Origin of the sequence: Brevibacterium sp. K11IcPPYGO002, assembly GCF_050920635.1 — a bacterium.
In the GTDB taxonomy this organism is placed as follows: domain Bacteria; phylum Actinomycetota; class Actinomycetes; order Actinomycetales; family Brevibacteriaceae; genus Brevibacterium.
In genome coordinates, this window is the sequence record NZ_CP131929.1 from 2803409 (window position 1) to 2828915 (window position 25507).

Here is a 25507-nt window from a genome sequence, read left to right on the forward strand (position 1 = left end):
TGCCCAGGCAGCGGCGCCGGCGCGATCGCAGCCTGAGCCTTCCGCTCGATCATCGGGGCGGCCCGAGTTTTCAGCAACTCGGGCCGCCCCTGCTAATCTTGAGGGCGGCGCGGCCGCATCCGCGGTGGCTAGAGCGCGAGTGGCGGAATTGGTAGACGCGCTGGATTTAGGTTCCAGTGTCTTCGGACGTAGGGGTTCAAGTCCCCTCTCGCGTACCACGGTCTCCGGGGCGGAAGTCGACAAGCTTCCGCCCCGGGGCACTTTTCTGTCTCATAGTGAGCCGCATGCGGCGAGTTCCGGACGATCCGTGCGGAATCTGCCGCACACTTTCAGCACACATCGTCCGGAACTCCGCTTGAACAGATGCGGAGAACGTAATGTGGTCAGTGCTGCACCGAACCTAGTGAGAGGACTGCCGATGACGATGTCCCCGGCTCCGACGATCCGCCCCACCGCACCTGCCGACGAGGCCCGGTGGAAGGAGCTTTTCCGTGCCTACCGCGAGTTCTACCGATTGGAACCATCCGAGGAGGTCGTCTCCCGCGTATGGGGCTGGGTCATCGATCCCGACCATGAAGTGAACAGCCTCGTCGCCGAGGCGGACGGAACGATCGTCGGAATCGCCGACTACCGTCGTTTCTCGCGTCCATCGACAGGCAGCGTCGGCATCTGGCTCGACGATCTCTTCACCGATCCCGATGCGCGCGGCCGAGGTGTCGGCCGTGCCTTGATCTCCCGGCTGCAGGTGATCGCCTCGTCCGAAGGCTGTTCGGTGGTCCGGTGGATCACCGCCGATGACAACGCTCAGGCTCAGGTGCTCTATGACGATGTCGCAGCGAAGACGAACTGGCTCACCTACGACGCGAAGCCGCAGGAGTCGTGAGCGCACAATTCCCGAGTGAGGAGAAGCCGAACTCGGTGGAGTCGAAGGAACGGTCACGCTCAGCGCATACCGGCGCTGACCGCGAGGTGCTTCTGTGCTGCCTGCTGTGGGCACGCGAAGGGCAGGCTGAGGCACTGACAGCCTACGAGAACGATGTTCTCGCGCTGATTTCCGAGCACGGAGGTCGCGTCGTCAATCGTGCCAAGAGCGACGGGGCCCAAGGGCGTCCCGACGAGGTGCAGTTCTATCGGTTCGAGTCCCCGGGAGCGCTCAATTCCTACCTGGCCGATCCGCGACGTCAGGCGCAGGCCGCCGATCGCGACCGCGTCATCGCCAGGACGGAGCTGTTCCCGATCAGCTTTCTTCCGAGCGAGTGAGATCCTGCGCGAAGTGCTGCTGGGCAAGCAGGACCAACGCCTCGAGCAACGGTGTGCGCAGCACACTGCCGAGGACGACTCCGCGAATCCGCTCCTCCATGCTGACTGCGTCGCCGATCGCATCGAGGTCGGTCCGGCCGACGACTTCTGCCGCCTCGACATAGGCATCGAGCCGATCGAGGAGCGGAGTCAGGCCCTCTTCGGACAACATGGCAACCGCGTTCACAGCCGCCCGATAAGCCGGAGATGAGGTCGCGCAGCGCCATCCTCGCGCGGTGATCGCACGGCCGAGTATCGCCGAGGCAGCGGCATCGTCCGTCTCGGCCTCGCCGACGAGCGCGTCCTGGGTGACGCCCATCGCTTCGATCTCCGAAGCCTGTCCGTCCACCGCACCGACGACGGCTCGCACCTTCGCCAAGGGCAGTCCGGCCACCGACGTCATGGCCCGGATGAGGCGCAGCCGCTCAAGATGAGTTCGATCGTAGACGGCTTGATTCACGCTCGTCCGTCGTCCCGGCTGCAGCAGCCCTTCTCGCAGGTAGTACTTGAGGGTCGGCACACTGAGGTCCGAACGGCGGGCCAGCTCCGCCATCCTCATCTCCGGCCTGTCCGTCGGCTCCTGCATCGCCATCTCCTCCCGGCACCGCCAGCAATTTTGTGTGACTGATCTTGCTCGACCTTAGCAGATACCTCTACTATCTATTATGGATAGTCCAACTACCTATTAGAAGGAGGGGCCATGGACGCTTTCGCATTGGCTGCGGTCCTCGTCACCGGTTTCGTCGGCTCAGCGGAGTTCGGGTCGGCCGCCTTGGTCCACCCGGTGATCCGTCGGCTGGCGACGGACGATCAGCTCATCATGGAGAAGGGCCTGCTGAAGACGTTCGGCCGGGTGATGCCGGCCGGAATGACCGCGGCGACTGCTCTGGCGATCATCGTCGCCATCGATGAGCCCAACGTCTGGCTGGTTTCGGCTGCAATCAGCCTCGGCGTCGCTCTGGTCGTGACGATCGTCGGGAACGTCCCGATCAATTCCCGAACGGGACGGATCACCGAGGAGACCGCCCCCGAGGGATTCATCGCCATGCGCAGACGGTGGGACGTCTTCCAGATCGTGCGCGCAACTCTGCAGCTGCTCGGTTTCGTCCTTGTCGCGGTCGGAGTCGTCGGATTCGGCTGAGGTTTCAGTCCATCCGTCGCCGGAGTTCGGTGGCCCCACTTCCGGTCAGGTCTGCCAATGCCTCCGGGCGGCCGGCCATGACCAGGACGAGGTCGAGGACACGACCGGTCACCCCCTGACCGTTTCCGGATTCGAAGTCGGCGTCGACAGCACTGAGCTTCAACCCTTTGACCAGGGTCTTCGAGTTCACGGCGAAGTCCTTCGAGGCGAGTCGCGGAACCTCGCGAGATTCTCCCCCGGTGAGTCACCGAGTCGGCGCTCGAGCAGTCGCGCATTGTGTTTGGCAGGATCGAATCCCGCCCGGACGATGCTGCGGATCCAGGCCCACTTCCCGGTGTTGGCTGCGGCGCTCAGGTGGGCGACGACCTGCTCGACCGACCATTCCGTGCACAGGGTGGCGTGCGCCCACTGCTCAGTTCCGAGAGTCGTCAGCAGAGCGGCCAGGCGTGCGCGCTCCGCGTGGATGAGGTCCCAGTATTCGGTTTCGCTCATGCGCTCTTCCCGCGTGAGCCGTCGCCGGATTCGCCGTCGGGCGCTTCGTCGGCCGTTCCGAAGAGTGCCCGGAAACGTTCGCACACAACCGGCATCTCGGGCGAGAATCCACGCCGTCCGTGCTCGCTCCAGAAGCGTTCATGGATGTCGCGCCAGGCAGCCAGGGTTCGGTCGCCCTCCCCTTCTGCATGGGCATGCTCGGCGGTCACTGCGGAGAAGGCCACGATGTCGATCGCCGTGGTTTCGATGAGGGCTCTCGGTCGGCCCCGGCCGTCGAGGATGATGCTCAGTTCGCCCACCTCGGGGACGGAATCGCCGTCGGCTTCGATGTCCCACAGCGCCGAGGCGGTGCCCGTCTTCGTCCCGGACAGCACGAGAGCGAGGAGGTCATCCGCATGCTCGGGAGTCGCACCGAAGGCCCAGGCTTCGGGCATCGCGTCCGGCAGGTCAGGGATGCCACCTCTCGCCGTCGACCAGAATGCGCGAAGGTCGTCGCCGCCAGGCTCTGCGCCGCTCATCCGTCATTGTCCTCGAGACCGACGAACATCTCACGCCGCAGGGCATCGACATGGACACGGGTGACTTCGATGGCGGCGAGGGGATCATGGTTCCGCAATGCAGCCACAAGCCGTCGGTGATGGTCACGGCCCTCTTCGAGCTGCTCTTGCGGATAGGGTACGAAATACTTCGTCAGTCCGCCATAACAGGCCAGGTAGGTCGGGGCCTCGGGCAGGCCGCTGATCTCGGCGACGAATCGGTGGAAACGAGTGTCAGGAATATGGTGCTCATGCCAGTCAGCTGCTTCGGCTGACGCCTGGATGAGCGAGTCGAGTTCATCGCACTGCTCAGGCGTGGCCCGCACGGCAGCCTCGGCGACAATGGCCGATTCCATCAGACTCCGCTGGTCGATGAGCCGGTGGATCGCGTCGGCGTCTGCTCTGTAGGCGGTGACCGCGGAGTCGTTGAGGTGTGGCGGATCGTCGGCGACGAAGGTCCCCCCACCGCGGCCCCGCCTGCGCACGAGGACTCCGTCATCGACGAGACTCTCGAGGCCGCGTCGAGCGGTGATGACGCTGACCTCAAGTCCCGCCGCCAGGAGCTCGGTCTTCGGCAGTCTGCTGCCCGGCGCGAGCAGAGCGTGCTCGATGGAGAGCAGAACTCGGGCTCGGACGGTATCGACGGCAGACAGCCGAGTGAGTTCCGCGGCCCCAGGCGCGGCGAACAGCGTTCGATCGACCGCCCGCGCCTGCGAAGAGTCCATCCCATCCCGCTCAGCACCCACGCCCGCAGGATCGGGTGCCGAAGAATTTCTCGCTGCCATGTATTGAGTCTAACGTCACATCGACTTATAGTGATCAAACTGATCAATTAAAAAGTTGGTGAGACGAACCACCGTTTTCGCCGGAGAAGGGACCGAAGTGGACACCAGTGAAATGGCCATCGGGCTGGCCCAGCGTGCACCCCTGACCGGGCCGGACCCGTTGGCCGACTTCCGCGCGGACGTGGCGGCCGCCTCGGCGAAATATCCCGAGCTCGAGATGCTTGTCTATCCCGAGCTCCACCTGCACAGCGCCGACGACCTGCCACTCGACGACCGCCCCGCCGCTCTGCGCGAGAAGGCTGTGCGACTCGATTCGGAGTTCGTCGCCGAGATCGGCCGCATCGCCGCCGAGCACAACATCTGGCTGTGCCCGGGCAGCATCGGCGAGATCGCCGATGACGGGAGCTTCTTCAACACCCAGCTGTTCTTCTCTCCTGCCGGCGATCTCGTCTCCACCTACCGCAAGATGTTCCCGTGGCGACCGTTCGAACCACATCGCCCAAGCACCGATTTCGTCGTCGCCCAGACTCCCGATCACGGCGCCTTCGGCCTCTCGATCTGCTACGACGCCTGGTTTCCCGAACACACGCGTCATCTGGCGTGGATGGGCGCCGACGCGATTCTCAACATCGTCAAGACGACGAGCCAGGACCGCGAGCAGGAACTGGTTCTCGCCCGCGCGAACGCAATCGTCAACCAGGTCTACGTGCTCAGCGTCAACTGCGCTGGACCGGTCGGCCGCGGGCGATCCATCGTCGTCGATCCCGAAGGACTCGTCCTCGGCGAGGCGGGACTCGGCGAAGACACGATCATCGTCCGCGTCGATCCCGGCCGGGTCAAACGCGTCCGCGAGATCGGGACCGCGGGGACGAATCGCATGTGGTCGCAGTTCGCCTGCGATGACGACCCGATCCCCCTCCCCCTCTACGGGGGCACCCTCGACCCGAAGCGCTGGTCACCCGGCCACGGCATTCCCTGAGCCGACTGCCGCGCCCGAGCGGCGGCCCTCCTCCGACAGCAAGCCACTTCAATTGAGCACAGCAGGCACAACTGCTACCCGGAAATCTGACATCGACAATGGAGCGATCATGTCCGACCACGTCACACTCAACCGCACACTCAAACTGCCGTCCCTGGTCATCTTCGGCCTCGCCTATCTCACCCCGCTCATCGTCCTCGGCATCTTCGGCGTCATCGCCTCCCAGACGAATGGGGCGAGCGCGAGCGCCTATCTGATCGCACTCGGTGCGATGCTCTTCACTGCCAACAGCTATGGCCGCATGGCTGCGGCTTATCCGGTGGCGGGGTCCGCCTACACCTATGTGCGCAAGACCATCGACGGGCGCGTCGGGTTCCTCGTCGGGTGGGCGACGATGCTCGACTACCTGTTCCTGCCGATGGTCATCTGGCTCATCGGCGGTTCCTACCTGCAGGCGCAGTTCCCGGCCGTGCCGATGGCCGTGTGGATCATCGGCTTCATCCTCCTCACCACGGTGCTCAATATCGTGGGAATCAAGGTCGCCGATCGGGTCAACCTCATCCTCATGTCGTTCCAGATCCTCGTCATCGTCTTCTTCGTCGCCCTGTCACTAGCCGATGCATTCGCCTCGGACGGCGGTACGGGGCTGATCAGTCCAACGCCGTTCACCGGCATCGACTCGACTCTCGTGGCCATCGGCGGCGGTGCCGCGGTCGCCGCGTATTCCTTCCTCGGATTCGACGCCGTCACCACCTTCACCGAGGAGACCATCGAGCCCCTTCGCACCGTACCGAAGGCCATTATGCTCATCGCGCTGATCGGCGGCGGCATCTTCGTCGTCGTGGCCTACGCGGTTCAGCTCGTCCACCCCGGCGGAGTCTTCGAGAACTCCGATGCCGCGGCGTTCGAGATCGCCAAGAGCATCGGCGGGCATCTCTTCGGCGCAGTCTTCCTCGCCGCCCTTGTCATCGCTCAGTTCACTTCCGGCATCGCCGCTCAGGCCGCTGGCAGCCGTCTGCTCTATGCGATGGGACGCGACGGTGTGCTTCCACGCAGCTACTTCGGAAAGCTCAGCCCGCGCTTCCACACTCCGGTGCTGTCGCTGCTGGCCATCGCTGCGATCGGTCTCATCGCGATCTTCATGAACGTGGCCACCTCGACCTCGTTCATCAACTTCGGCGCGTTCCTCGCCTTCATCATGGTCAACGTCTCGGTCATCGTCTATTGGGTGCGCGAACGCCGAAGTGGACGGTCGCACAATGCGCTTCTCTACCTCGTCTGCCCGATCATCGGCGTCATCGTCATCGGGTTCCTGCTCACTCAGCTCGACGTCCACGCGATCACCCTGGGCACCATATGGCTCGTCATCGGCGCCGTGATCCTCGGGGTGACGACGAAGGGCTTCCGCACCCAACCTTCGGAGCTGGCTGTCGATTCGGCCGATTCGGATCAGCCGACTGCACCAAAGCACGTCTGAACAACCCTGAACTGCTGGCCCCCATTATCGAGGCCGGCACCCAACGAGGAGTACACCGACTCTGCTCAGGCCTCCTGCTTGAGAAACTCCTCGATCGCTTTGATCGTCGACGGGTTGTCGCTGTGCACGATCGCGCTCATACCCACGGCCCGAGCGCCCTCGGCGCAGACCTCATGGTCATCGATGAAGAACACGCCTCCGGCATCTGCACCCATCCGCTCAAGCGCATTCTCATAAGCCTCCGGCTCCGGCTTGAGCAGACCGGTTTCGTGACTGTAGAGGATCGGGTCGAAGACGGCGCTGAAACCGAACCGTCGCTCCTCCTCAGCGCGAGCACCGTCGACCGAATTCGACAGAATCGCCACATCGGCGCGCGAGCGGAGTGCGGATGCGTACTCGAACAACTCTGCGTTGAGGCGTCCGCAGTATTCGTCCCACATGTCCGCCTGCATCGCCTCGATCAGGATCGAATCCATCTCGAGCGCTCGACCTAACTTCGACCAATATTCGATCCGCGTATCCGCGCGACGATCGATGACCGGCAAGTCCGCCGTCATAATGCGTGCCCGGTACTCCTCGGCCGAGAATCCGGATCGCTCCTGCCACCGGCGAACGAAATGCTGCCCCCAGGTGTCATCATCTACGACCTCCAGCACTCCCCCGATATCGAAGAGTACCCACTTCCTCGAGCTCATGAGGCAAGACTACCCGCCGATGCCCAAGGTGCGCGTGTGCTGGAAAGCCCAGTTTGAGGCGAATAGCTCAGGTTCAAACATGTGCTGCCCGCCCTAAAACGTGCCGTACCGTGCCGCACCGTGCCGCAGCAGAGAATACCCCGCCTCTTGTAATAGTGTGTGACACACACTATCGTGTGATGCATGAACGAGGATGAAGACAAGGCTCTGGCCATCCACGAACAGGAGCTGCGACGCGGCACCGTGGTCTTCGCCAGCCTCGTCGCCTGTCGACGGCCGCAGTACGGCTACTCGCTGCTGACGACGCTGACCGAAGCCGGCATCGCCACCGAAGCCAACACCCTCTACCCCCTGCTGCGGCGGCTCGAGAAGCAGGGGTTGCTCACATCGGTTTGGAATACCGAACAAGCCCGCCCCCGCAAGTACTACACACTCACCGACAGCGGCGCCGAAGTCGCCGCCGCACTGCACAGCCACTGGCTCGAACTCGACTCCAGCATCACCAAGCTCTGGAAGGACGGCACACCATGAGTGCGCTCACCGAAATCTACGTCGACAACGTCACCCGCCACCTCCCCGAAGAGTCCCGCCCGGACATCGCCGCCGAGATCACCGCCACGATCGACGACATGGTCGACGCCCGCCTCGGCGAGGATGCGGACACGTCCCCGGATCACACTGCCGCCATCGAACGCGAGGTCCTCGAAGAGCTCGGCGATCCCGTCGCGCTGTCGCGGGAGTACTCGAACTCACCACAGCACTTCATCGGCCCGAAATCGTACCCGCTCTTCCTCTGGAGCCTGCGCTGGATCCTGCCGGCCGTCGGTCTGCTGGCCATTCTCACGAATGTCGTGGTCACTCTCGCCACCTCCCCCGACGTCCAGATCGGCGAACTGATCGGCAAGACCGTCGGCAGCACCGTCACCGCGCTGCTGACCGCCTTCGCCGTCATCACGATCATCATCGGCCTCGGCGACCGCAGTTCGGACGGCGGCGCAGCCGAGGCGATGCGCAAACGGAAATCGGACACGTGGACGATCGATGACCTCGACCGACGTGATTCCCACAGCAAGCAGATCCGCGCCGAGGCGGGGCTCGGGCTGGTCTTCATCGTCGCCCTGGCAGCCATCCCTTTCATCCCCACGACCCTGCTCTACGTCGGCCACCTCAACGATGGGGAGACGTTCATCAACCCCGACCTCGGCGTCGGCTGGCTGGTCGGCTACTGGGCCTTCCTTGCCCTCATGGCCGCAGTCGAGATCATCAAGTTCACGACCGCCTCGGCGAAACCGTCCGTGGCCCTCATCGGCGGAATCGTCGATGTCGCCATGGCCGTCTTCCTCACCATCGCGCTGCTCACTCAGCCGGTCCTCCACCCCGAGCTCACGAACACCGCGAACGCCGACATCCAGCAGATCATCACGGTCATCGCGATCTGGATCATCGTGATCTGGGACCAGGTGAGCACCTGGCGGATCTATCGCCGCAATCGTCGGTGACGTCGTGCGGTCGGGACGTCCACCTGCCGTCCCGATCGCACACCAGCCGTCCCGGTCGCACAGTTGCCGAGAGGTCTCAGTCGCGGCGGCTGGCGATGACCGTGAACTTCTTGTTCCGGGCCAGCTGCCGACTCGGTCCGATGATCGATTCGAGACGATCCCGGTAGCGCAGGTGCGAATTGAACACCGTGAGCACCTGCCCGCCCGGAGCCAGATGCTCGGCGGCCGTGGCCATGAGCGCCGCGGCCGTCTCTGTCTCGATGGCCGTTCCCTGATGGAACGGCGGATTGAGCAGGATCAGGTCGAATCCGCCCAGGCCCGCGAGCGCCGGTTCTTCCCGGTCCGCGGCGTCACCGAGGATGATGTCGACGTCGACTCCGTTCGCCTCCGTTGTGGCCCTCGCCGAGGCGACCGCCGCCTTCGACACATCGACGCCGAGTCCCGTATTCGCCCCCGAGGCCCGCATGGCCACGGTGAGCAGCCAGCCATTGCCGCAGCCGAGGTCGAGCACAGACTCCAGCGCTTCGCCCGGGAGCAGCCCCAGCAGAGAGTCGATGAGCAGCTCCGAGCCCTCATCGCTCTTCGTCCCGGAGAAGCAGGCCCCATGTGCGCGGACTTCGAGCTCACCGACACCGCGGTGGGAGATCACTCCGCGGCGCGGGAATTCCGGCAGGCTCGGAGAGGACAGGGGGCGGCTGCCGATGATCAACCGGTGCTTGCCGACCCCGGGCGAGACATCGACCCGACCGAAGCCGCGGGCAAGTTCCTTGTTGACGCCGCGGCTCATCGCATCGCTGCGGCCGATGACGATGATGGTGCTCGCGAACGGCTGCAGCACCGCGATCGTCTCGGTGAGCGCATTCAGCGCCTTCGGAGCGTTGACGACGGCCCAGGTCTCCCCCACCGCGAGTTCGGCCAGTCCCGCGATCTCTCTGAGCTCGCTCACCGCCAGCACGGGTGCCGCTTCGGTGCCGGCCTCTCCGGCGGATTCGCCGGCTCCGGCCAGAGACTCGACCGCAGCGGCCGAGGTCCGCGCCTCGTCAAGCCGGTCGTTGTATGTGCACACCTGGGTCAGACGGCTGAGCAGGGTCGCCTGCAGACCGTGCGCATCATCGACGAGGATGAGGTTCTCGGGGACCTCGGCTGAGAGTTCGGCGGCGACGAAGGTGCCTTCGGTGTCCCGGCCCGAGACATCGAGGACTCCGAGGCGGCGACCGATGACGTAGTCGATGAGCATCCGCGCCTGCGGCAGACCGGGCATGTCGCTCAGCTGGAGGTATTCCGCCAACAGTTCCCGGCTGCGGTGGGCGGCGGCGGAGTCAGAGGGCAGCAGGGAGGCGGGCATTCGCTCAGTCTAGACTGAGCGGACCGGTTGCCGCCTCCTCGCTTGCGTGCCGCTCAGCCTTCGGCGTCGTGATCGGTCTCGATGAGCTGCTTGAGGTTGGCGAGGGCCTCGTCGGCTCCGTCACCTTCGGTACGCAGAACGACCTTCTGACCGTATTCCGCGCCGAGGCCCATGAGGGAGAGCACGCTGGCCGCGTCGAGGGCGTCCTCGGCCGGTTCGCCTTCCAGGGCGATGGTGATCTCGAGATCGTAGTCTGCGGCGGCTTCGGCCAGCAGAGCTGCTGGCCGGGCGTGCAGGCCGACGGTGCTTCCGACTGTTGCGATGGTCTCTGCCATTTTCTGTCCTTCCTTGTCAGTCCGACCGTGGTTCGGCCGGACCGGTGGTTCGGCATGTCCTGTGGGTGGTGTCTGTGGTGGTGCTGAGTATGTCACGGGGTCACTCCCGCGACGGCCGGACTCACAATCCGAGCTCGTCGAGGATCGGCAGTTCGGCTCGGACCGCGGCCTTCGCATCGCTGGCGCTGCGAGCCGCGAGTGCACGGCGGGCGATCTGCTGCGCCTGGTCGAGGGTGACACCGGACAGCACCTCGGCGACAGCCGGCAGGGCCCGCGGTGCCATGGACAGGCTGGTGACTCCGAGGCCGACGAGCACGACGGCCAACGCCGGATCGGCCGCGGCCTCACCGCACACGCCCACCGACTTCTCCGCCACAGCACCTTGGGCGGCGGCCATGCCGATGAGCTGCAGGACTGCCGGCTGCCACGAGTCGCTGAGTTCGGCCAGACCGCCGAGCATGCGGTCGAAGGCCATGACGTACTGGGTCAGATCGTTCGTGCCGATGGACGCGAACTCGACTTCCTCGAGGATCGTGGCCGCCTGGAGCGCTGCCGCGGGAACCTCGACCATGACACCGGCCGTGGACAGACCGGCCTCGTGCACAAGCTCCGCGAACTGTCGGGCCTCCTCGGCGGTGGCGATCATCGGAGCCATGACGTGGACGGTCACCGTATGCTTCGCAGCGGCGAGCGCGATCGCCTCGAGCTGACGTTCGAGGACTCCCTGAGCCCGGCGGCTGGTCCGAAATCCGCGTACCCCCAGGGCTGGGTTCGGTTCATCGGCGTCGGTGAGGAACGGCAGAGGTTTGTCGGCTCCGGCGTCGAGGGTGCGCACGACGACCTTGTGATCGTCGAAGGCCGCGAACACCTGCCCGTACGCCTCGGCCTGCTCTTCGACGCTGGGTTCGGTGTCGCGATCGAGGAAGCAGAACTCGGTGCGCAGCAGACCGACGCCTTCGGCACCGGCGGCTGCCGCAGACTGTGCCTGAGCGCCGTCGCCGACATTCGCACGCAGTGGAATCCGGGCGCCGTCGCTCAAGAGACAGGGTCCGGTGAAGGACTGCAGCCGGCCGGCCGTCTCCGTCCATGACTCGACGAGGCCGGTCTCCGTCGCACCAGGTTCGGTGCGCAGGATGCCGGCGCCGCCGTCGACGAAGACGGGGGTGTGGTCGGTGATCTCGCGGACACCGGCGGCCGCGACCACTGCGGGTATGCCCATCGACCGGGCGAGGATGGCCGTGTGGCTCTGCGGTCCGCCCTCTGCGCAGACGAGTCCGACCACCAGCTCCGGGTCGAGAGTCGCGGTGTCGGCGGGAGCGAGATCGGCGGCGATGAGCACGAAGGGCTCGACCGAATGCGGAATGCCCGGGGCCGGCACTCCGCGCAGATGGGCGACGAGGCGGGCACGGACATCGAGGACGTCGGCCGCGCGTTCGGCCATATAGCCGCCGAGCTTCTCCAGCTGCGCAGCGGTCTCGGCGGCCACCGTCCAGATCGCGGTCTCCGCATCGGTCTCGGACAGGCGTTTGATCGCCGTCTTCACCAAGGCAGGGTCCTTGGCCATGAGTGCCGTGGCTTTGAGCACGTCACGGGCATCTCCCGTGACGGACTCCGCGCGCTCACGCAGTTCGGCGTGGACGGCGGCCGAGGCCTCTCGGATCCTGTTCGCCTCCGCCTCGGGATCGGCCGGGGCGGGCTTCGCCACGGGAGCGGATATCGGTTCAGGCATGGTCAGCGCCGGGGCGATGACCCGTCCGGGTACGACTCCGATGCCTGAGAACTCTGCGGACATCCCCATTCCTTCCTGTCTTGCCTCTTCGGTGAGAGCGTTCAGACTCGTGTGGCGTCAGCGTTCGACGATACCGGTTCGGCCGGCTTCGCCTCTTCGGGGCCCGACGCTCCGCCCCTGCGGACGAGGATCTTGAGCGCGAGCACCAGCACGGCGCTGATGATCGTGCCGACGACGATGGAGACCAGGAACAGCAGGAACGAGTCGATGGCGAAGAAGACGAAGACTCCGCCGTGCGGGGCTTGGCTGGTGACGGAGAAGGCCATCGTCATGCCGCCCGTGACGCCGGCGCCGACGACCGACGCGGGGATCACGCGCAGTGGATCGGAGGCGGCGAAGGGAATCGCGCCTTCGGAGATGAACGCGGCGCCGAGCAGCCAGGCGGCCTTTCCGTTCTCCTTCTCCGCCTGAGAGAAGATGCGCGGGCGCACGGCGGTGGCCAGCGCCATGGCCAGGGGCGGAACCATTCCGGCGGCCATCACCGTGGCCATGATCTCCCACGGCACGGGGTTGTCGACGGAGCCGGCGGCGAGACCGGCGACCGCGAACGAGTAGGCGACCTTGTTGACGGGTCCGCCCAGATCGACGGCCATCATCGCGCCGAGGATGAGCCCGAGGACGACGGCGGCGGTTCCGGTCATCGAGCTCAGCCAGGAGTCGAGGCCCGTAGTCAGGGCACTGATCGGTCCACCGAGGACCATGAACATCAGGCCGGAAGAGACGAGGGAGGCCACCAGAGGGATGATGACGACGGGCATGAGCCCGCGCAGCCACCTCGGTGCGGCGAAGGAGCCGATCCAGTGGGCGATATAGCCGGCGAGCAGTCCGCCGATGATGCCGCCGATGAAGCCGGCGCCCATGAGCACGGCGACGGCGCCGACGGTGAAGCCGGGAGCGATTCCGGGACGGTCGGCGATGCCGTAGGCGATGTATCCGGCCAGAGCGGCGACGAGGAAGCTCATCGACAAGTTGCCGATCTGGAAGGCCACGGCGCCCAGGTAGGCGCCGACGGGTCCGAGCGCCAGGTCACCGTATTCGGTGGGCAGGTTCCACAGGGAGTTGCCGAGCACGATGTCCTCGGCGTAGTCGGGGATGTCGAATCCGCCGAGGAGGAACCCCAGGGCCATGAGCAGACCACCGGCGGCGACGAAGGGGATCATATAGCTGACACCGGTCAGCAGCACGCGCTTGAGGTGAGCGCCGACGCTTTCACGGGAGCCGGACTGCGCGTCGGCAGAGTCGTCGGCGGCGTGAGCGGTCGTGAGCCGGTGGCCGTTCGGGGCGTCCGCCTCGGCGAGGGCCTTGCGAACAAGGCCCTGAGGATCATCGATTCCGGCCTTGACCGGCGCCTGCACATAGGGTTTGCCGGCGAACCGAGCCTTGTCGCGGACGTCGACATCGACGGCGAAGACGACGGCATCGGCGGCATCGATGACGGACTGGTCGATCGGGGTCGTGCCGCTCGACCCCTGGGTCTCGGTGACGACGTCGATGCCCATCTCGGCCCCAGCCTGGGCAAGGGCGTCGGCGGCCATATAGGTGTGGGCGATCCCCGTCGGGCAGGCGGTGACGGCGATGACCCGGCGGGGGTGGTCCGCCTCGGTGGCGGTCGGCGCCGCCTCGGTGGTGGTCGTCTGCTCTTCGGGCGTCTCACGCAGGCCGAGGGCGGTTTCGATGAGGTCGACGATCTCCTGCTCGGTCGCGGCGGCGCGCAGGGATGCGACGAAGTCCTTCTTCACCAGCGACCGAGCGAGTGTCGACAGGAGTTTGAGGTGGTCCTTCCCGGCACCCTCGGGGGCGGCGATCATGAACACGAGGTCCGCGGGGCCGTCCTTGGCACCGAAGTCGACCGGCGGATTCAGCCGGGCCATTGCGAGGCTGGGCTCGGTGACCGCCTCGGTGCGGGCGTGCGGGATGGCGATGCCGCCGGGCACACCTGTCGGGGTCTTCTCTTCGCGGGCGATCGCCGCGGCCGCGAGTCCGTCTGCGGAGTTCGCGCGCCCCTGTTCGGCGATCGCGGCGGCCAGAGCGCGGATGACAGCGGACGGCTCCGTCCCCTGATCCGCGTCGAGGATCACCAGTTCTGTTGTGATGAGCGATGTCATCGTGCCTCCTCGGCGTCGGGGGTTGTGCCCTCATGTCGATGGGAAGTTGCGTCGGCGGGGATGCCTGCAGGTGCTGTGGGCTTGCCCGCAGGTGCTGCTGCGGATGCCGTCAGCGGCGTGACGGTCACCGCGTCGGTCCGGGCATCCCCCGGGCTCGGCACTCCGGTGCCGCGCAGGCGGGCGGCCGCGGCTCCATAGGCGACCGCCTGGGCCAGGGCCGCACCGGGTTCACGGCCGCCGGTCAGTCCCAGCAGGTACCCGGCCAGAGTGGAGTCACCTGCGCCCACGGTGCTCACGACGCCCATCGGCGGATGCTGAGCATGCCATGCAGTCCCCGGCTGAGCGAGGACCGCACCGCCGGCACCCAGGGTCGCAAGGATCGATCGTGGGTGGGGGCCGCGCGCCGTGAGCAGGGTCGCTGCGGCGCGGGCCGTGAGCTGCGGTGAGGATTCCAGCCGGTCGGCGATCGCGTGCAGGTCTGCGGTATTGAGCGGTTCTGTGGTCCCGAGAGGTTCGGCGGCGTCGCGACAGCCGACGGGTTGGTGCGGCTCGGCCGCGTCGCTCGGATCGGACACTCCGCTGTCACTGCGCGCCCGGGCCTCGTCGTTGATTCCCGCGCCGTGGAGGAGTCCGGCATCGCGCAGGAGCCCTGCGCCGTGGAGCAGCTCGGCGAGTTCTTCGGCATTCGGCTTGATGAGATCCGGTGAGGCCAGCAGGGCTGCAGCCAGAGGAGCGCCGGAAGTGTCGACGGCGATCAGCGGCGGCTGAGGAAGCTGCCGGATGCGCTCGATGGCGCGGGCGTAGAAGTCATCGTCGACTCCCGGCGGCAGCGAACCGGCCAGGACGACCCAACTCGCGTCGGCTGCCTCATCGACCACGAGGTCGAGCAGTGCACTCTGGGTCTGCAGGCTCAGAGGCGAGCCTGGTTCGTTGATCTTCGTCGTCGTGCCGTCGGGTTCGGTGACGGTGATATTGGACCGCAGCGGAGTGCCGGTGGGAACGGAGCGATGAGCCAGTCCGATCGCGTCGAGGCCGGTGAGCACCGGGTCGTCGTTGTCTCCGGGCAGGAGCGCCAAGGTGTCACGGTCGGCGGCCGCCACGGCGCGGGAGACGTTGACTCCCTTGCCACCGGGCTGCTGCCCGGCCCAGACGGCGCGCTGCACCTGGCCGCGGAGGACCGGACCGGACAGTTCGATGGTCCGGTCGAGGCTCGGGTTGGCTGTGAGTGTGAGGATCATGGAGTGACGACCTCGACTTCCGCGGTCTCCAGATGGGCCGCCAACGGCTCTTCCGGCGCGTCGTCGGTGATGAGGACGTCGATCTGGTCGAGTTCGGCGAACCGCACCAGGGAGGCGGCGTCGAATTTCGCGGAGTCGGCGAGTACGGCGACCCTGCGTCCGGAATGCACGAACGCCGATTTCGTCGCCGCCTCATCGTGGTCGGGCGTGGAGACGCCGTCGTGACTGAGTCCGTTGGTCCCGAGCACCGCGAGATCGACTCGGTGGCCCTCGATGGCCGTGATCGTCTGCGGTCCGACCATGGCCCGAGTGACCGGGCGGAATCGGCCCGGCAGGACGAAGATCTCGACGCCGGGAGCACCGGCCAGCCTGTCGATGACGGACAGGGAGTTGGTGATCACGCGCAGCTGTCGTGGGGACTGTCCAGCGGATTGGCGGGCGGTGGCTTCGTCTGCGATCGCCCGGGCGAGGGCCGCGCAGGTCGTGCCGCCGTCCAGGGAGATGCTCATCGTCTCCTCCAGCAGGCTCAATCCGGACCGGGCGATCGCGGTCTTCTCATCGAGGTTGTGGATCTCACGGTCGCCGAAGGTCGGCTCTTCGAGGCTGTGGGGACGGCACGGCACGGCTCCCCCGTGGACGCGTTGGAGAGCTCCGGCCTTTTCCAGTGCGGCGAGGTCGCGTCGGACGGTTTCGGTGGTGATGTCGAAATCGGCGGCCAGATCGGTGACATTGACCCGGCCTGCTTCGCTGACCAGCTCAGCGATGCGTCGTTGCCGTTCTTCAGCGAACACGTCCGGCCCTTTCCTACTCGCGGCTCATCGTCGTTCAGGCGAATAACCACGTGGCTATCTGTTGGTTTGACTGATCGTAGGACTCTATTCACGTGCTGTCAATCACGTTCCAACATATACCCAATTATTCCAACATTTCGTTCATGCAGACGAAGCAGAGTAGCGTCGGCGAGGGGATCGGCAGTCGGCGGATCAGCTGCGGAGCCCCTCCCTGCGGAGTGAACAGCCACCCGTCCGAACAGGGCGGATATGCTAGTAGTTGAGAGAGCTTCGTCCAATGTCGCACCAGGAGAGATCATGACAATCCTCGTCGGTTATTCCCCCTCGCCCGAAGGCAAGGCCGCTGTCGAATTCGGCATCGAGCAGGCCCGCGCATTCGACGACGTCCTCGTCGTGCTCAATGCCGGAATCGGTGAGACCCCCGACGAACGCGGTGTCGCCACCAGCAAAGACATCGAGGAGCTCAAGGAGACTCTGAAGTCCTCCGAAGTCTCCCACGAGATCCTTCAGTTCCTCCGCGGCAACGATCCCGTCGAAGAGCTGCTGGCGTTGGCCGAGGCGACCTCCGACACCCGCATGATCGTCATCGGATCACGCCGCCGCTCCCCCGTCGGCAAGCTCATCATGGGCTCGACTGCTCAGCGCATCATCCTCGACTCCGATGTCCCCGTCGTCTCCGTCAAGGTCGACCGACGGAAGAAGAAGTAGCCGCGGCGAAGGACTCCCGATACTGCGAGGGGCTCGTCCCGACCGAGCGGCGGAAGTGCTCACGCAGCTGGGTCGCCGACGAATAGCCGACCTTCCGCCCGATCGCCTCGATCGACAGATCGCTGACCTCGAGCAGCTCCTGCGCTGCGCGGATCCTCTCCTGGGTGATCCACTGCAGCGGTGTCGTTCCGAGCTCCTGCTGGAACCGCCTGCCCAGCTGCCGTACGGACACGTTCGCGTGCCGGGCCAGGGCAGGGGCGTCGATGTCCTCGCCGAGGCGGCTCGCCGCCCACTCGAGCGTGGCCGAGAGCCCCTGATCGGCGGCTGCGGGAACCGGCCGCTCGACGAACTGCAGCTGGTTTCCGCTGCGGGCCGGTGCGACGACCATCCTCCGCGCGATCAATCGCGCCGTCGTCGCTCCGATCTCGCGTCGGACGATGTGCAGACAGGCGTCGATCGCCGCAGCGGTGCCCGCGGCCGTGACGATCTGCCCCGCATCGGTGAACAGGTTGGCCTCGACGACGTCGATGCGTGGGAAATCGCGTGCCAACTGGTCGGCGAACAGCCAGTGAGTGCTCGCCTGACTCCCATCGAGGAGGCCCGCACCGGCGAGCAGGAAGGCACCGCTGCACAGTGAGACGATCACGGCTCCCTCCGCATGGGCACGGCGGAGGGCCGCCCGTTCCGCCTCGGTGCCGGTGTGGGGCAGGCTGGCGCTGACGATGACGACGTCAGCTCCGCTCAGGCCCTCGAGACCGTGCGTGGATTCGATCCTCACTGCGGAGACGTGCTTGGTCTCCAACCAGCGCGGTCCGCCCTCCGAGCAGACGCGGAAATCGATCGGCGGTGACCCGACTTCCGTGCGGTCGATCCCGAAGACCTCGGCCGTGACGCCGAATTCGAAGAGGGAGAGTCCGTCTCTGATGAGCACTGCTGCGGTGAACATCGTCCCATTATGACCGAAAACCGGTGAGACGTGTCGTTTAAGACACTCGTGGTTCTCTGCGATCGACGGTTGAGTGGAGTCATGACTTCACCACGCACCTCTTCGACCTCGGTCGCAGCATCACAATCGTCCGCGCCGAGGCCCCCCGACGGGCACTCGACGGGGTGGGCCAGGATCTGGTCACTCGGACCGGGAGTCGCCGCAGGTCTGTCATCCGTCGTCGGAGCCGGACTCATCGCGGTGCCGGCCGCTGTCCTTCATGAGTCCGGAGCCGCGGCCGCTCTCACCTGGATCATCGCGGCGCTCGTCTGCCTGCCCATGCTCATGCTCTTCCGCGACACCGTCATCGTCTCCGGGCACAGCGCCGATCCTCTTCGCGAGACGATCAGGACCGGGCTGGGGCGTCGTCCCGCGGCGATGGTCCCCCTCATGTTCTCGATGGTCGTAGTCGTCGGACTGCCCTCAGGGTCCGTGATGGCGGCGCGGAACCTCACGGCCATCTTGGCCATCGACGTTCCCGAGATCGCGATCGCCGCCGTGCTCATGGCCTTCGCCGTCGTCGTCAATCTGCGCGGCCGGTCTCTGGGCAGCACTGTCGAGCGCGTCGGCGCGGTGGTCCTCGTCATCGCCATCGTCGCGGTCGTCGCCTGGTCTCTGCTGCACCCGAGCAGAACGCCCGACGTCGTCCCCGACATACCCGAGCTGGCTCTCGTCCCTGCCGGGGCGCTCATCGCGTTCTGGGCTTTCATCGGCTTCGAGAATCTCACCTTCCTCGCCCGTGAGCTGCCGGATCCACGGCGTGACTTCGCCCCGGTGGCGATCATCTCGCTGGTCCTTCTGCTGGTCCTCGTCCTCACCCTCACCGTGGCCGTTCAGGCGCAGTCGAGGCAGGTCGATCCGGTCACCGGGATCGTCGACGCTCTGCGGTCCACGCCGTGGGGAGGAGTCGCCGCAAGCGTCCTGGCCGCCATGGGGATCCTGGCGATCACGCTCAATGCCGTGGCCTGGACCAGGGGCGTGGCCACCATCGTCGCTGTGGCGGCGACGGAGCGGATTCTGCCGCGGTCCTTGGCCGTCGAATCCGGTGCGACGCCCCGTCGCGCCATCCTCTTGCTCAGCGTCGGATTCACGGTGTCGCTGGTGATTCTCCTGGTGACGCCGGACCTCGTCGTCGACATGATCGGTGCGGCCAGCGGTGTCTTCGTCATCATCTACATCATGTGCATCCTCGCCTACGTCCGCACCGCAGGACTGCGGGTGTGGAGTGCAGCCAATCTCGCGCTCATCCCGCTCATGGCGTGGTCGCTCATCGCATCGGGGCCCCGCGCGATCTTTCCCGTCGCGGTCTTCCTCGTCGCAGGTGCGGTCACGCTCGCCCGGGCCCGAAGCCGAGCGTGAGGTCCTTCAGTCCCCGACAATGGCGGCGACAAGGGCGTCGACGTCCTCGGTCGTCGTATCGAACGCGCACATGAGGCGGACGATGTCCCTCTCCAAGGGCCAGTCCGCGAAGGCGAACGTCTGCCGGGCCCGTGCGGCCACCTCGGCGGGCATCCGGACGAACACGACGTTCGACTCGACCTTCTGCACGATCTCGAGCCCGGGGACACGGCCGCGCTCGGTCGCCTCGGCGAGTCTGTGGGCGAGGTGCTGCGCCATCGTGTTCGACCGGGTGGCGGAGTTGCGCCACAGGTCGCCCTCGTACAGCGCGTTCAGCTGAGCGGAGAGGAAGCGCATCTTCGAGGCCAGCTGCAGGTTCATCTTGCGCAGGAAGCGCATTCCGTGGCCGATGTCGGGGTTCAGTACGACGACCGCTTCGGCACCGAGCAGGCCGTTCTTCGTTCCGCCGAGGCTGAGGATGTCGACTCCGACCGAAGTCGTGATGTCACCGAGGCCGACGCCGAGGTGGGCGGCGGCATTGCCGAGTCGGGACCCGTCGACGTGGAGGATCATGTCGTTCTCGTGCGCGGTGGCCGCGATCGCCGCGATCTCCTCCGGGGTGTAGGTCGTGCCCCATTCGGTGGACTGGGAGATGCTCACGGCCAGCGGCTGCGCATTGTGTTCGTGGCCGCGGCCGATGATCGCCCCCGTGATGGTCTCGGGGGTGAGTTTGCCGTTCTCGGTGGCGGCACCGACGATCTTGAGCCCGCCGACCTTCTCCGGGGCTCCGGTTTCGTCGTAGTTGATATGCGCCGAGGCGGCCGTGATCACCGCGGCCCAGCGCGGCAGCGCCGACTGCAGGGCGAGGACATTGGCGCCGGTGCCGTTGAAGACGGGGAACGCTTGGGCCTCGGGCCCGAAGAGGTGGGCCATGATGTCGTGGAAACGCTGCGTCCACGGGTCGCCGCCGTAGCCGGGTGTGTGGCCGACGTTGGCCTCGGCGATGGCGGTGATGACTTCGGGGTGGACTCCGGCCCAGTTGTCGGAGCCGAAGTTGCGCGGGTGCGCGGACGGTCTGGTGTCGACGGGCGGGGCGGCGGTGCCGATGTCGGGGAGGATGTCCGCAGGGTTCGTCGACGGCGTTGTCTGATCAGGTGTCTGGGAGTTCACGATCTCAGACTAGTACGTGCCGCGCGAGGTGTGCAGTGCGGTCCGCGCGGTGTGCAGTGCGGTCCGCGCGCGGCGACTTGTCCGGAGTGGAGTCACCGGCGGCACACTCCTCTCGATACACCCGCACGTTGAACCAGCTGTTGCGCACCGCCACAATCGGCGCAGTTCATCCTCCGCAGACAGCAGCTGGCTCAAAGTGCAGGAGCAGAGCATTTATGCCGTGCGCCTGCACTTTGAGCCAGCTGGTATGCACTGAAGGCGAGCCAGCCGGTCGAAATCGGCTGGCCCGCCCTCAGCAGCGGTTGTGTCTCAGGCGACTCAGGCGAGGAGTCCGCGCATGAGTTCGGCGGTCTCGGTCGGGGTCTTGCCGACCTTGACGCCTGCGGCTTCGAGGGCTTCCTTCTTGGCCTGAGCGGTTCCCGAGGAGCCGGAGACGATGGCGCCGGCGTGGCCCATGGTCTTGCCCTCGGGAGCAGTGAAGCCTGCGACGTAGCCGACGACCGGCTTCGTCACGTTCTCCTTGATGAAGGCGGCGGCGCGCTCTTCGGCGTCTCCGCCGATCTCGCCGATCATAACGATGGCCTCGGTGTCAGGATCGGCCTCGAAGGCTTCGAGCGCATCGATGTGCGTGGTGCCGATGACCGGGTCTCCGCCGATGCCGATGGCGGTCGAGAAGCCGAGGTCACGCAGCTCGTACATCATCTGGTAGGTCAGGGTGCCGGACTTCGAGACGAGGCCCAGCTTGCCCTTCTTCGTGATGTTCGCCGGGATGATGCCGGCCAGCGACTCACCGGGGGTGATGATGCCCGGGCAGTTGGGTCCGATGATGCGGGTGGCGTTTCCGGCCGCCTGTGCACGGGCCCAGACCTCTGCCGAGTCCTGCACGGGGATGCCCTCGGTGATGATGACGAGCAGACCGATCTTCGCGTCGATGGCCTCGATCGCGGCGTCCTTGGAGAACGCCGGCGGCACGAAGGCCACGGACACGTCAGCACCGGTGGCTTCCATCGCCTCGGCGACGGACCCGAAGACGGGGAGTTCGACCTCGTTGCCGGCCTGGTCGTTGTGCTTCACGGTGGTGCCGGCCTTGCGGGCGTTGACACCGCCGACGACGTTCGACCCGGCGGCGAGCATACGAGCGGTGTGCTTCGAGCCCTCTCCGCCGGTGATGCCCTGGACGATGATCTTCGAATCGGAATTCAGGAAGATAGACATTGTTGTAAAGACCTTTCCTTACTTGGCAGCAGCCAGTTCGGCGGCCTTGTCGGCTCCACCGTCCATCGTGTCAGTGAGCGTGACGAGCGGGTGCGCTGCCTTCTGCAGGATGGCGCGTCCCTCTTCCACGTTGTTGCCGTCGAGGCGGACGACGAGCGGCTTGGTGGCCTGGTCGCCGAGGATCTCGAGGGCCTTGACGATGCCGTCGGCCACAGCGTCACAGGCGGTGATTCCGCCGAAGACGTTGACGAAGACGGACTTCACCTGATCATCGCCGAGGATGACGTCGAGTCCGTTGGCCATGACCTCAGCCGAGGCGCCGCCTCCGATGTCGAGGAAGTTCGCGGGCTTGACGCCGCTGTGGTTCTCACCTGCGTAGGCGACGACGTCGAGGGTCGACATGACCAGTCCTGCGCCGTTGCCGATGATTCCGACCTCACCGTCGAGCTTGACGTAGTTGAGGTCGAGCTTCTTGGCCTTGAGTTCCAGCGGGTTCTCTGCGCTGATGTCGCGCAGCTCCTCGTGCTCCTTGTGGCGGAAGTCGGCGTTGTCATCGAGCGAGACCTTGCCGTCGAGGGCGATGATGTCACCGGCACCGGTCTTGACCAGCGGGTTGACCTCGACGAGGGTGGCGTCTTCCTTTTCGAAGACGGTCCACAGGCTGGTCAGCACGGGGGCGATCTTCGCGGCGGTGTCGGCGTCGAAGCCGGCCGCCTCGGCGATCTCTGCTGCCTTGGCATCGTTGATGCCGTCGATGGCGGAGACGGGGATCTTGGCGAGCGCTTCCGGACGTTCCACGGCCAGCTGCTCGATCTCCATGCCGCCTTCCTTCGAGCACATGGCCAGGTAGGTGCGGTTGGACCGGTCGAGGAGGACGGAGAAGTAGTACTCCTCAGCGATGTCGGCACCTTCGGCGATCATCACCTTTTCGGTGATGTGGCCCTTGATGTCGAGTCCCAGGATGTCCTTGGCGCGGGCCTCGGCCTCATCGGGGTTCTTGGCGACCTTGACGCCGCCGGCTTTTCCACGGCCGCCGATCTTGACCTGTGACTTGACGACGACGACTCCGCCGCCAAGATCCTCGGCTGCCTTCTTCGCTGCTTCTGGCGTCGTCGCGACCTGGGCCTTGAGCACGGGCACTCCGTGCTTCTCGAACAGGTCACGTGCTTGATACTCGAAAAGATCCACGTGTTTTCCTTCGTTTCTGCTGCCGGGTGGTTGGCCCCTGCAGGTTCGTTGACGGATGCAACAACCAAGGACAACCATATTCCCAAACGCACCCGTCCATCCAAACCTGCAGGTTAAACGGACCCTGAGAGTAAGGAATCTCTCGTCAAAAAGTATCTTTGCGCTCAAGATTCTTGATATGGACGTAAAATCGATTCATGGACGAAGTGGATCGAATAGTCGCAGCCTGGCGACGTGAGCGTCCGGATCTCGACGTCTCCCCGATGGAGATCCTCTCCCGAGTCTCGCGGCTGGCCAGGCAGTTGGACCTGGCACGGAAGGCGAGCTTCTCCGATTACGGAATCGAGGGATGGGCCTTCGACGTGCTCTCCGCCCTCCGCCGAGCCGGTGAGCCCTATCAGCTCTCCCCCTCAACCTTGCTGCAGGAGACGCTTGTCACGAGCGGCACCATGACCAATCGCATCGACCGCCTCGTGGCCCGCGGTTGGGTCGAACGCCGCCCCGATCCCGGCGATCGGCGCGGAGTGCTCGTCCACCTCACCGAGAGCGGCCGTGCCACTGTCGATTCCGCCCTGGCCGATCTGCTGGTGAAGGAGCGAGAGATCCTCAGCGGGCTCACCCCCGCCGGCAGCCGCAAACTCGCCGGACTTCTGCGCGAGCTGTCCACCGGATTCGACGGCAGCGAGGACTGAGCCATGCACGACGACCTCACGAATTTCCCGGGCGCACAGCCGCCTCGGCGAGAACCCGTCCACGGTCGATATGTCGACCTCGAGCCCATCGATCCGACCGTCCACGGCGATGCGCTCTTCTCTGCGGTCTCGGCACCCGACGGGATCGAGGAGCGATTCCGATACCTGCCGCAGACACCGCAGACCGAACGCAGCGATTTCGATTCCTGGATCGCCGAGGCGGCCACGTCGTCCGATCCCCTCTTCTTCGCCGTTGTGGACCGATCCACCGGTAGAGCCGAGGGCCGGCAGGCGCTCATGCGCATCGACGCCGCCAACGGCGTCATGGAAATCGGGCACATCCTCTGGGGTCCGGGGCTGGCCCGGACGCGGGCGGCCACCGAGGCGCTCTTCCTCTGCGCCGATCTCGCCTTCGCCTCCGGTTTCCGACGCTTCGAGTGGAAGTGCGATGACGCGAACGCCCCGTCGAAAGCGGCCGCCGAACGCTTCGGGTTCACCTTCGAAGGAGTTTTCCGGCAGCACCTCGTGTACAAGGGCCGCAACCGCGACACCGCGTGGTTCTCGATCATCGACAGCGAATGGCCGGCGCTGCGATCGGCGTATGAGCAGTGGCTCGACGAAGCGAACTTCTATGCCGCGGGCGGCCAGCGCCAGAGCCTGCGCGAACTCATCGCCGCAGCGCGCCGCGGCTGAGGCAGCAGGGCGGGGCGCCGCGGTTGGGCGGCCGGCCTGTGACGTCAGGGTCAGTGCGTCGCACCCCGGCGCAGAAGTCTCGCACCCGCGCTGCTTTCACCGCCTCGCCGCGCGTCCACCCGGGCTCGGACCGTCCCGCGCATTACGCTGGAAGCGACACCACTTGGACGCTGAAGATACCTCGAGGAACCATGCGACTTCGCCCCCTTGCCCTGCTGTCCGCCGCAGCACTGCTGGCCACGACAACGGCCTGCGTGTCGACTCCCGATGAGACCCGACCCCAGCCGCGCCCCTCGGTGAGCAAGGAGGAGGTCACCCCGATCGAGACGCCAGACGATGCACCGAAGGTGTCCATCGTCGATTCCTCGCCAGGTGGGGCGAAGGACACCGACCCGCTGTGGCAGGGCCTCGCCGAGGCGGCCGAGAAGAAGACCGAGGCCTACCTCAAGGTCTACGTGCACACCGGCAACCCGGAAGTCCCCGACTCCGGCGAGACGACCGTGACCGCCGACAGCCCCGACAGCGTCAGCGTCACCGTCGACTCGAAGAACGTCGACGACGGTGCCTCCCCGTTCCTGCTCATCCACGGCACCTTCGACGTCGAAGAGATCGGCAACTCGGCGTACACCCTGACAACCGTCGATGACGAGGACATCCCAGAGCTCGACCCGAAGGGGCCGGACGACGAGGAGCGCTGCACCGCCGATGACGCTCAGGACCGCATCGGGCTGGCCGCCGATGACCTCGCCGAGGATCCCGGCCGTCGCGAAGAGTTCCGCCAACAGTGGGGCGGCTCGCCTCGCGTGTGGTGGGGCATCCAGAAGACCGCCATCAGCCTCGGAGAAGAGGGCGGAGTCGCCGGCGACTTCCTCACCGAAGCCTGCGGAGAGTTCCTCCAGTAATCTCTGGGCTCCGCCTCGCCTCGGTACGAGTCAAGTGGTGGCAGATTGCCATTCTGAGGCCGGTTTTGGGCATTCTGCGCACACTTGACGCGTACCAATGATCAGCCGGC

General features: G+C 66.0%; 28 protein-coding genes and 1 tRNA gene. 13 read left to right on the forward strand and 16 right to left on the reverse strand.

The annotated features are described in order from the left end of the window. Positions 1-133 precede the first annotated feature (133 nt). The 3 genes from QYM46_RS12695 to QYM46_RS12705 all read left to right on the forward strand — a co-directional run bounded on the left by QYM46_RS12695 (position 134) and on the right by QYM46_RS12705 (position 1260). Positions 134-218, forward strand: a tRNA-Leu gene (locus QYM46_RS12695). A gap of 200 nt (positions 219-418) precedes the next feature. Then, the gene (locus QYM46_RS12700) at positions 419-883 is read left to right on the forward strand and encodes an N-acetyltransferase family protein (protein WP_432789196.1); all 465 of its coding nucleotides are present in this window, start codon (positions 419-421) and stop codon (positions 881-883) included. Continuing rightward, the gene (locus tag QYM46_RS12705) at positions 880-1260 is read left to right on the forward strand and encodes a hypothetical protein (RefSeq protein WP_432789197.1); all 381 of its coding nucleotides are present in this window, start codon (positions 880-882) and stop codon (positions 1258-1260) included. The genes QYM46_RS12700 and QYM46_RS12705 overlap by 4 nt, the downstream gene beginning before the upstream one ends. Here the strand turns inward: QYM46_RS12705 and QYM46_RS12710 are convergent. Further along, positions 1238-1885: a MerR family transcriptional regulator gene (locus tag QYM46_RS12710; protein WP_432789198.1), complete on the reverse strand. Its 648-nt coding sequence runs from the start codon at positions 1883-1885 to the stop codon at positions 1238-1240. The genes QYM46_RS12705 and QYM46_RS12710 overlap by 23 nt on opposite strands. 114 nt (positions 1886-1999) lie before the next feature. Here QYM46_RS12710 and QYM46_RS12715 point away from each other — a divergent pair, with 114 nt between their 5' ends. After that, a complete protein-coding gene (locus QYM46_RS12715) occupies positions 2000-2440 on the forward strand; it encodes an anthrone oxygenase family protein (RefSeq protein WP_432789199.1) in 441 nt (146 codons plus the stop codon). Between the two features lie 4 nt (positions 2441-2444). Here QYM46_RS12715 and QYM46_RS12720 read toward each other — a convergent pair whose 3' ends face one another. Genes QYM46_RS12720 through QYM46_RS12735 form a run of 4 tightly spaced genes read right to left on the reverse strand, consistent with a single transcriptional unit; the run spans position 2445 to position 4253 of the window. After that, positions 2445-2630, reverse strand: coding sequence for a hypothetical protein (locus QYM46_RS12720; RefSeq protein WP_432789200.1), 186 nt, complete (start codon positions 2628-2630; stop codon positions 2445-2447). Further along, positions 2627-2932, reverse strand: a complete 306-nt coding sequence (locus QYM46_RS12725; RefSeq protein WP_432789201.1) for a maleylpyruvate isomerase family mycothiol-dependent enzyme — start codon at positions 2930-2932, stop codon at positions 2627-2629. Before QYM46_RS12725 ends, QYM46_RS12720 begins: the two co-directional genes overlap by 4 nt. After that, complete coding sequence (locus QYM46_RS12730; protein ID WP_432789202.1) at positions 2929-3450, reverse strand: ASCH domain-containing protein; 522 nt, start codon at positions 3448-3450, stop codon at positions 2929-2931. The genes QYM46_RS12725 and QYM46_RS12730 overlap by 4 nt, the downstream gene beginning before the upstream one ends. Beyond that, a complete protein-coding gene (locus tag QYM46_RS12735) occupies positions 3447-4253 on the reverse strand; it encodes a FadR/GntR family transcriptional regulator (protein WP_432789203.1) in 807 nt (268 codons plus the stop codon). Before QYM46_RS12735 ends, QYM46_RS12730 begins: the two co-directional genes overlap by 4 nt. Before the next feature lie 97 nt (positions 4254-4350). On the opposite strand from QYM46_RS12735, the gene QYM46_RS12740 reads away from it, so the two are divergent. Beyond that, positions 4351-5232 carry a carbon-nitrogen hydrolase family protein gene (locus tag QYM46_RS12740; protein WP_432789204.1) on the forward strand — a complete coding sequence of 294 codons (882 nt, stop codon included), beginning with the start codon at positions 4351-4353 and terminating at the stop codon, positions 5230-5232. Between the two features lie 109 nt (positions 5233-5341). After that, entirely contained in the window at positions 5342-6709 is a 1368-nt protein-coding gene (locus tag QYM46_RS12745) for an APC family permease (RefSeq protein ID WP_432789205.1), read from the forward strand. A gap of 65 nt (positions 6710-6774) precedes the next feature. Here QYM46_RS12745 and QYM46_RS12750 read toward each other — a convergent pair whose 3' ends face one another. Continuing rightward, on the reverse strand, positions 6775-7404 hold the full coding sequence (locus QYM46_RS12750; RefSeq protein ID WP_432789206.1) for an HAD-IA family hydrolase: 630 nt from the start codon (positions 7402-7404) through the stop codon (positions 6775-6777). A gap of 183 nt (positions 7405-7587) precedes the next feature. On the opposite strand from QYM46_RS12750, the gene QYM46_RS12755 reads away from it, so the two are divergent. Together QYM46_RS12755 and QYM46_RS12760 are read left to right on the forward strand one after the other, a co-directional pair. Beyond that, positions 7588-7935 carry a PadR family transcriptional regulator gene (locus tag QYM46_RS12755; protein ID WP_432789207.1) on the forward strand — a complete coding sequence of 116 codons (348 nt, stop codon included), beginning with the start codon at positions 7588-7590 and terminating at the stop codon, positions 7933-7935. Further along, the gene (locus tag QYM46_RS12760; protein ID WP_432789208.1) at positions 7932-8903 is read left to right on the forward strand and encodes an HAAS signaling domain-containing protein; all 972 of its coding nucleotides are present in this window, start codon (positions 7932-7934) and stop codon (positions 8901-8903) included. The genes QYM46_RS12755 and QYM46_RS12760 overlap by 4 nt, the downstream gene beginning before the upstream one ends. Positions 8904-8979: 76 nt before the next feature. Here the strand turns inward: QYM46_RS12760 and QYM46_RS12765 are convergent, their stop codons facing one another. The 6 genes from QYM46_RS12765 to QYM46_RS12790 form a co-directional block, all read right to left on the reverse strand. Then, the gene (locus QYM46_RS12765) at positions 8980-10248 is read right to left on the reverse strand and encodes a class I SAM-dependent methyltransferase (protein WP_432789209.1); all 1269 of its coding nucleotides are present in this window, start codon (positions 10246-10248) and stop codon (positions 8980-8982) included. A gap of 53 nt (positions 10249-10301) precedes the next feature. Continuing rightward, positions 10302-10583, reverse strand: coding sequence for an HPr family phosphocarrier protein (locus QYM46_RS12770; protein WP_169252798.1), 282 nt, complete (start codon positions 10581-10583; stop codon positions 10302-10304). 121 nt (positions 10584-10704) lie between these two features. Next, the gene (ptsP, locus tag QYM46_RS12775; RefSeq protein WP_432789210.1) at positions 10705-12375 is read right to left on the reverse strand and encodes a phosphoenolpyruvate--protein phosphotransferase; all 1671 of its coding nucleotides are present in this window, start codon (positions 12373-12375) and stop codon (positions 10705-10707) included. 38 nt (positions 12376-12413) lie between these two features. Further along, entirely contained in the window at positions 12414-14477 is a 2064-nt protein-coding gene (locus QYM46_RS12780; protein WP_432789211.1) for a PTS fructose transporter subunit IIABC, read from the reverse strand. Further along, complete coding sequence (locus QYM46_RS12785) at positions 14474-15715, reverse strand: 1-phosphofructokinase family hexose kinase (protein WP_432789212.1); 1242 nt, start codon at positions 15713-15715, stop codon at positions 14474-14476. The genes QYM46_RS12780 and QYM46_RS12785 overlap by 4 nt, the downstream gene beginning before the upstream one ends. Next, positions 15712-16506, reverse strand: a complete 795-nt coding sequence (locus QYM46_RS12790) for a DeoR/GlpR family DNA-binding transcription regulator (protein WP_432789213.1) — start codon at positions 16504-16506, stop codon at positions 15712-15714. Before QYM46_RS12790 ends, QYM46_RS12785 begins: the two co-directional genes overlap by 4 nt. 297 nt (positions 16507-16803) lie before the next feature. Here QYM46_RS12790 and QYM46_RS12795 point away from each other — a divergent pair, with 297 nt between their 5' ends. Then, positions 16804-17214, forward strand: coding sequence for a universal stress protein (locus QYM46_RS12795; protein ID WP_025778682.1), 411 nt, complete (start codon positions 16804-16806; stop codon positions 17212-17214). On the opposite strand, the gene QYM46_RS12800 is transcribed toward QYM46_RS12795, so the two are convergent. Further along, entirely contained in the window at positions 17186-18160 is a 975-nt protein-coding gene (locus QYM46_RS12800; RefSeq protein ID WP_169252803.1) for a GlxA family transcriptional regulator, read from the reverse strand. The genes QYM46_RS12795 and QYM46_RS12800 overlap by 29 nt on opposite strands. Positions 18161-18241: 81 nt before the next feature. On the opposite strand from QYM46_RS12800, the gene QYM46_RS12805 reads away from it, so the two are divergent. After that, positions 18242-19558 carry an APC family permease gene (locus QYM46_RS12805; RefSeq protein WP_432789214.1) on the forward strand — a complete coding sequence of 439 codons (1317 nt, stop codon included), beginning with the start codon at positions 18242-18244 and terminating at the stop codon, positions 19556-19558. 6 nt (positions 19559-19564) lie between these two features. Here the strand turns inward: QYM46_RS12805 and QYM46_RS12810 are convergent, their stop codons facing one another. The 3 genes from QYM46_RS12810 to sucC all read right to left on the reverse strand — a co-directional run bounded on the left by QYM46_RS12810 (position 19565) and on the right by sucC (position 23110). Further along, positions 19565-20707, reverse strand: coding sequence for a threonine aldolase family protein (locus tag QYM46_RS12810; protein ID WP_432789215.1), 1143 nt, complete (start codon positions 20705-20707; stop codon positions 19565-19567). A 318-nt stretch (positions 20708-21025) separates the two neighbouring features. Further along, entirely contained in the window at positions 21026-21922 is an 897-nt protein-coding gene (gene sucD, locus QYM46_RS12815; RefSeq protein ID WP_432789216.1) for a succinate--CoA ligase subunit alpha, read from the reverse strand. A gap of 18 nt (positions 21923-21940) precedes the next feature. Continuing rightward, on the reverse strand, positions 21941-23110 hold the full coding sequence (gene sucC / locus QYM46_RS12820; protein ID WP_169252806.1) for an ADP-forming succinate--CoA ligase subunit beta: 1170 nt from the start codon (positions 23108-23110) through the stop codon (positions 21941-21943). A gap of 197 nt (positions 23111-23307) precedes the next feature. Here sucC and QYM46_RS12825 point away from each other — a divergent pair, with 197 nt between their 5' ends. From QYM46_RS12825 to QYM46_RS12835, 3 genes are all read left to right on the forward strand, one after another. Continuing rightward, entirely contained in the window at positions 23308-23802 is a 495-nt protein-coding gene (locus QYM46_RS12825) for a MarR family winged helix-turn-helix transcriptional regulator (protein ID WP_432789217.1), read from the forward strand. A gap of 3 nt (positions 23803-23805) precedes the next feature. Beyond that, positions 23806-24495 carry a GNAT family N-acetyltransferase gene (locus QYM46_RS12830; RefSeq protein WP_432789218.1) on the forward strand — a complete coding sequence of 230 codons (690 nt, stop codon included), beginning with the start codon at positions 23806-23808 and terminating at the stop codon, positions 24493-24495. Between the two features lie 191 nt (positions 24496-24686). Then, positions 24687-25397 (forward strand): hypothetical protein, encoded by a 711-nt coding sequence (locus QYM46_RS12835; protein ID WP_432789219.1) that lies wholly within the window; start codon positions 24687-24689, stop codon positions 25395-25397. Positions 25398-25507: the final 110 nt, after the last annotated feature.

Bases quoted from the DNA above. Each gene is read 5' to 3' on its own strand.
- QYM46_RS12755 (WP_432789207.1), top strand. From the start codon at position 7,588: ATGAACGAGGATGAAGACAAGGCTCTGGCCATCCACGAACAGGAGCTG.
- QYM46_RS12785 (WP_432789212.1), bottom strand. From the start codon at position 15,715: ATGATCCTCACACTCACAGCCAACCCGAGCCTCGACCGGACCATCGAA.
- QYM46_RS12750 (WP_432789206.1), bottom strand. From the start codon at position 7,404: ATGAGCTCGAGGAAGTGGGTACTCTTCGATATCGGGGGAGTGCTGGAG.
- QYM46_RS12760 (WP_432789208.1), top strand. From the start codon at position 7,932: ATGAGTGCGCTCACCGAAATCTACGTCGACAACGTCACCCGCCACCTC.
- QYM46_RS12830 (WP_432789218.1), top strand. From the start codon at position 23,806: ATGCACGACGACCTCACGAATTTCCCGGGCGCACAGCCGCCTCGGCGA.
- sucD (WP_432789216.1), bottom strand. From the start codon at position 21,922: ATGTCTATCTTCCTGAATTCCGATTCGAAGATCATCGTCCAGGGCATC.
- QYM46_RS12700 (WP_432789196.1), top strand. From the start codon at position 419: ATGACGATGTCCCCGGCTCCGACGATCCGCCCCACCGCACCTGCCGAC.
- QYM46_RS12725 (WP_432789201.1), bottom strand. From the start codon at position 2,932: ATGAGCGAAACCGAATACTGGGACCTCATCCACGCGGAGCGCGCACGC.
- QYM46_RS12730 (WP_432789202.1), bottom strand. From the start codon at position 3,450: ATGAGCGGCGCAGAGCCTGGCGGCGACGACCTTCGCGCATTCTGGTCG.
- QYM46_RS12715 (WP_432789199.1), top strand. From the start codon at position 2,000: ATGGACGCTTTCGCATTGGCTGCGGTCCTCGTCACCGGTTTCGTCGGC.
- QYM46_RS12835 (WP_432789219.1), top strand. From the start codon at position 24,687: ATGCGACTTCGCCCCCTTGCCCTGCTGTCCGCCGCAGCACTGCTGGCC.
- QYM46_RS12745 (WP_432789205.1), top strand. From the start codon at position 5,342: ATGTCCGACCACGTCACACTCAACCGCACACTCAAACTGCCGTCCCTG.
- QYM46_RS12780 (WP_432789211.1), bottom strand. From the start codon at position 14,477: ATGACATCGCTCATCACAACAGAACTGGTGATCCTCGACGCGGATCAG.
- QYM46_RS12765 (WP_432789209.1), bottom strand. From the start codon at position 10,248: ATGCCCGCCTCCCTGCTGCCCTCTGACTCCGCCGCCGCCCACCGCAGC.
- ptsP (WP_432789210.1), bottom strand. From the start codon at position 12,375: ATGTCCGCAGAGTTCTCAGGCATCGGAGTCGTACCCGGACGGGTCATC.
- QYM46_RS12735 (WP_432789203.1), bottom strand. From the start codon at position 4,253: ATGGCAGCGAGAAATTCTTCGGCACCCGATCCTGCGGGCGTGGGTGCT.
- QYM46_RS12800 (WP_169252803.1), bottom strand. From the start codon at position 18,160: ATGTTCACCGCAGCAGTGCTCATCAGAGACGGACTCTCCCTCTTCGAA.
- QYM46_RS12805 (WP_432789214.1), top strand. From the start codon at position 18,242: ATGACTTCACCACGCACCTCTTCGACCTCGGTCGCAGCATCACAATCG.
- QYM46_RS12710 (WP_432789198.1), bottom strand. From the start codon at position 1,885: ATGCAGGAGCCGACGGACAGGCCGGAGATGAGGATGGCGGAGCTGGCC.
- QYM46_RS12795 (WP_025778682.1), top strand. From the start codon at position 16,804: ATGACAATCCTCGTCGGTTATTCCCCCTCGCCCGAAGGCAAGGCCGCT.
- QYM46_RS12770 (WP_169252798.1), bottom strand. From the start codon at position 10,583: ATGGCAGAGACCATCGCAACAGTCGGAAGCACCGTCGGCCTGCACGCC.
- QYM46_RS12825 (WP_432789217.1), top strand. From the start codon at position 23,308: ATGGACGAAGTGGATCGAATAGTCGCAGCCTGGCGACGTGAGCGTCCG.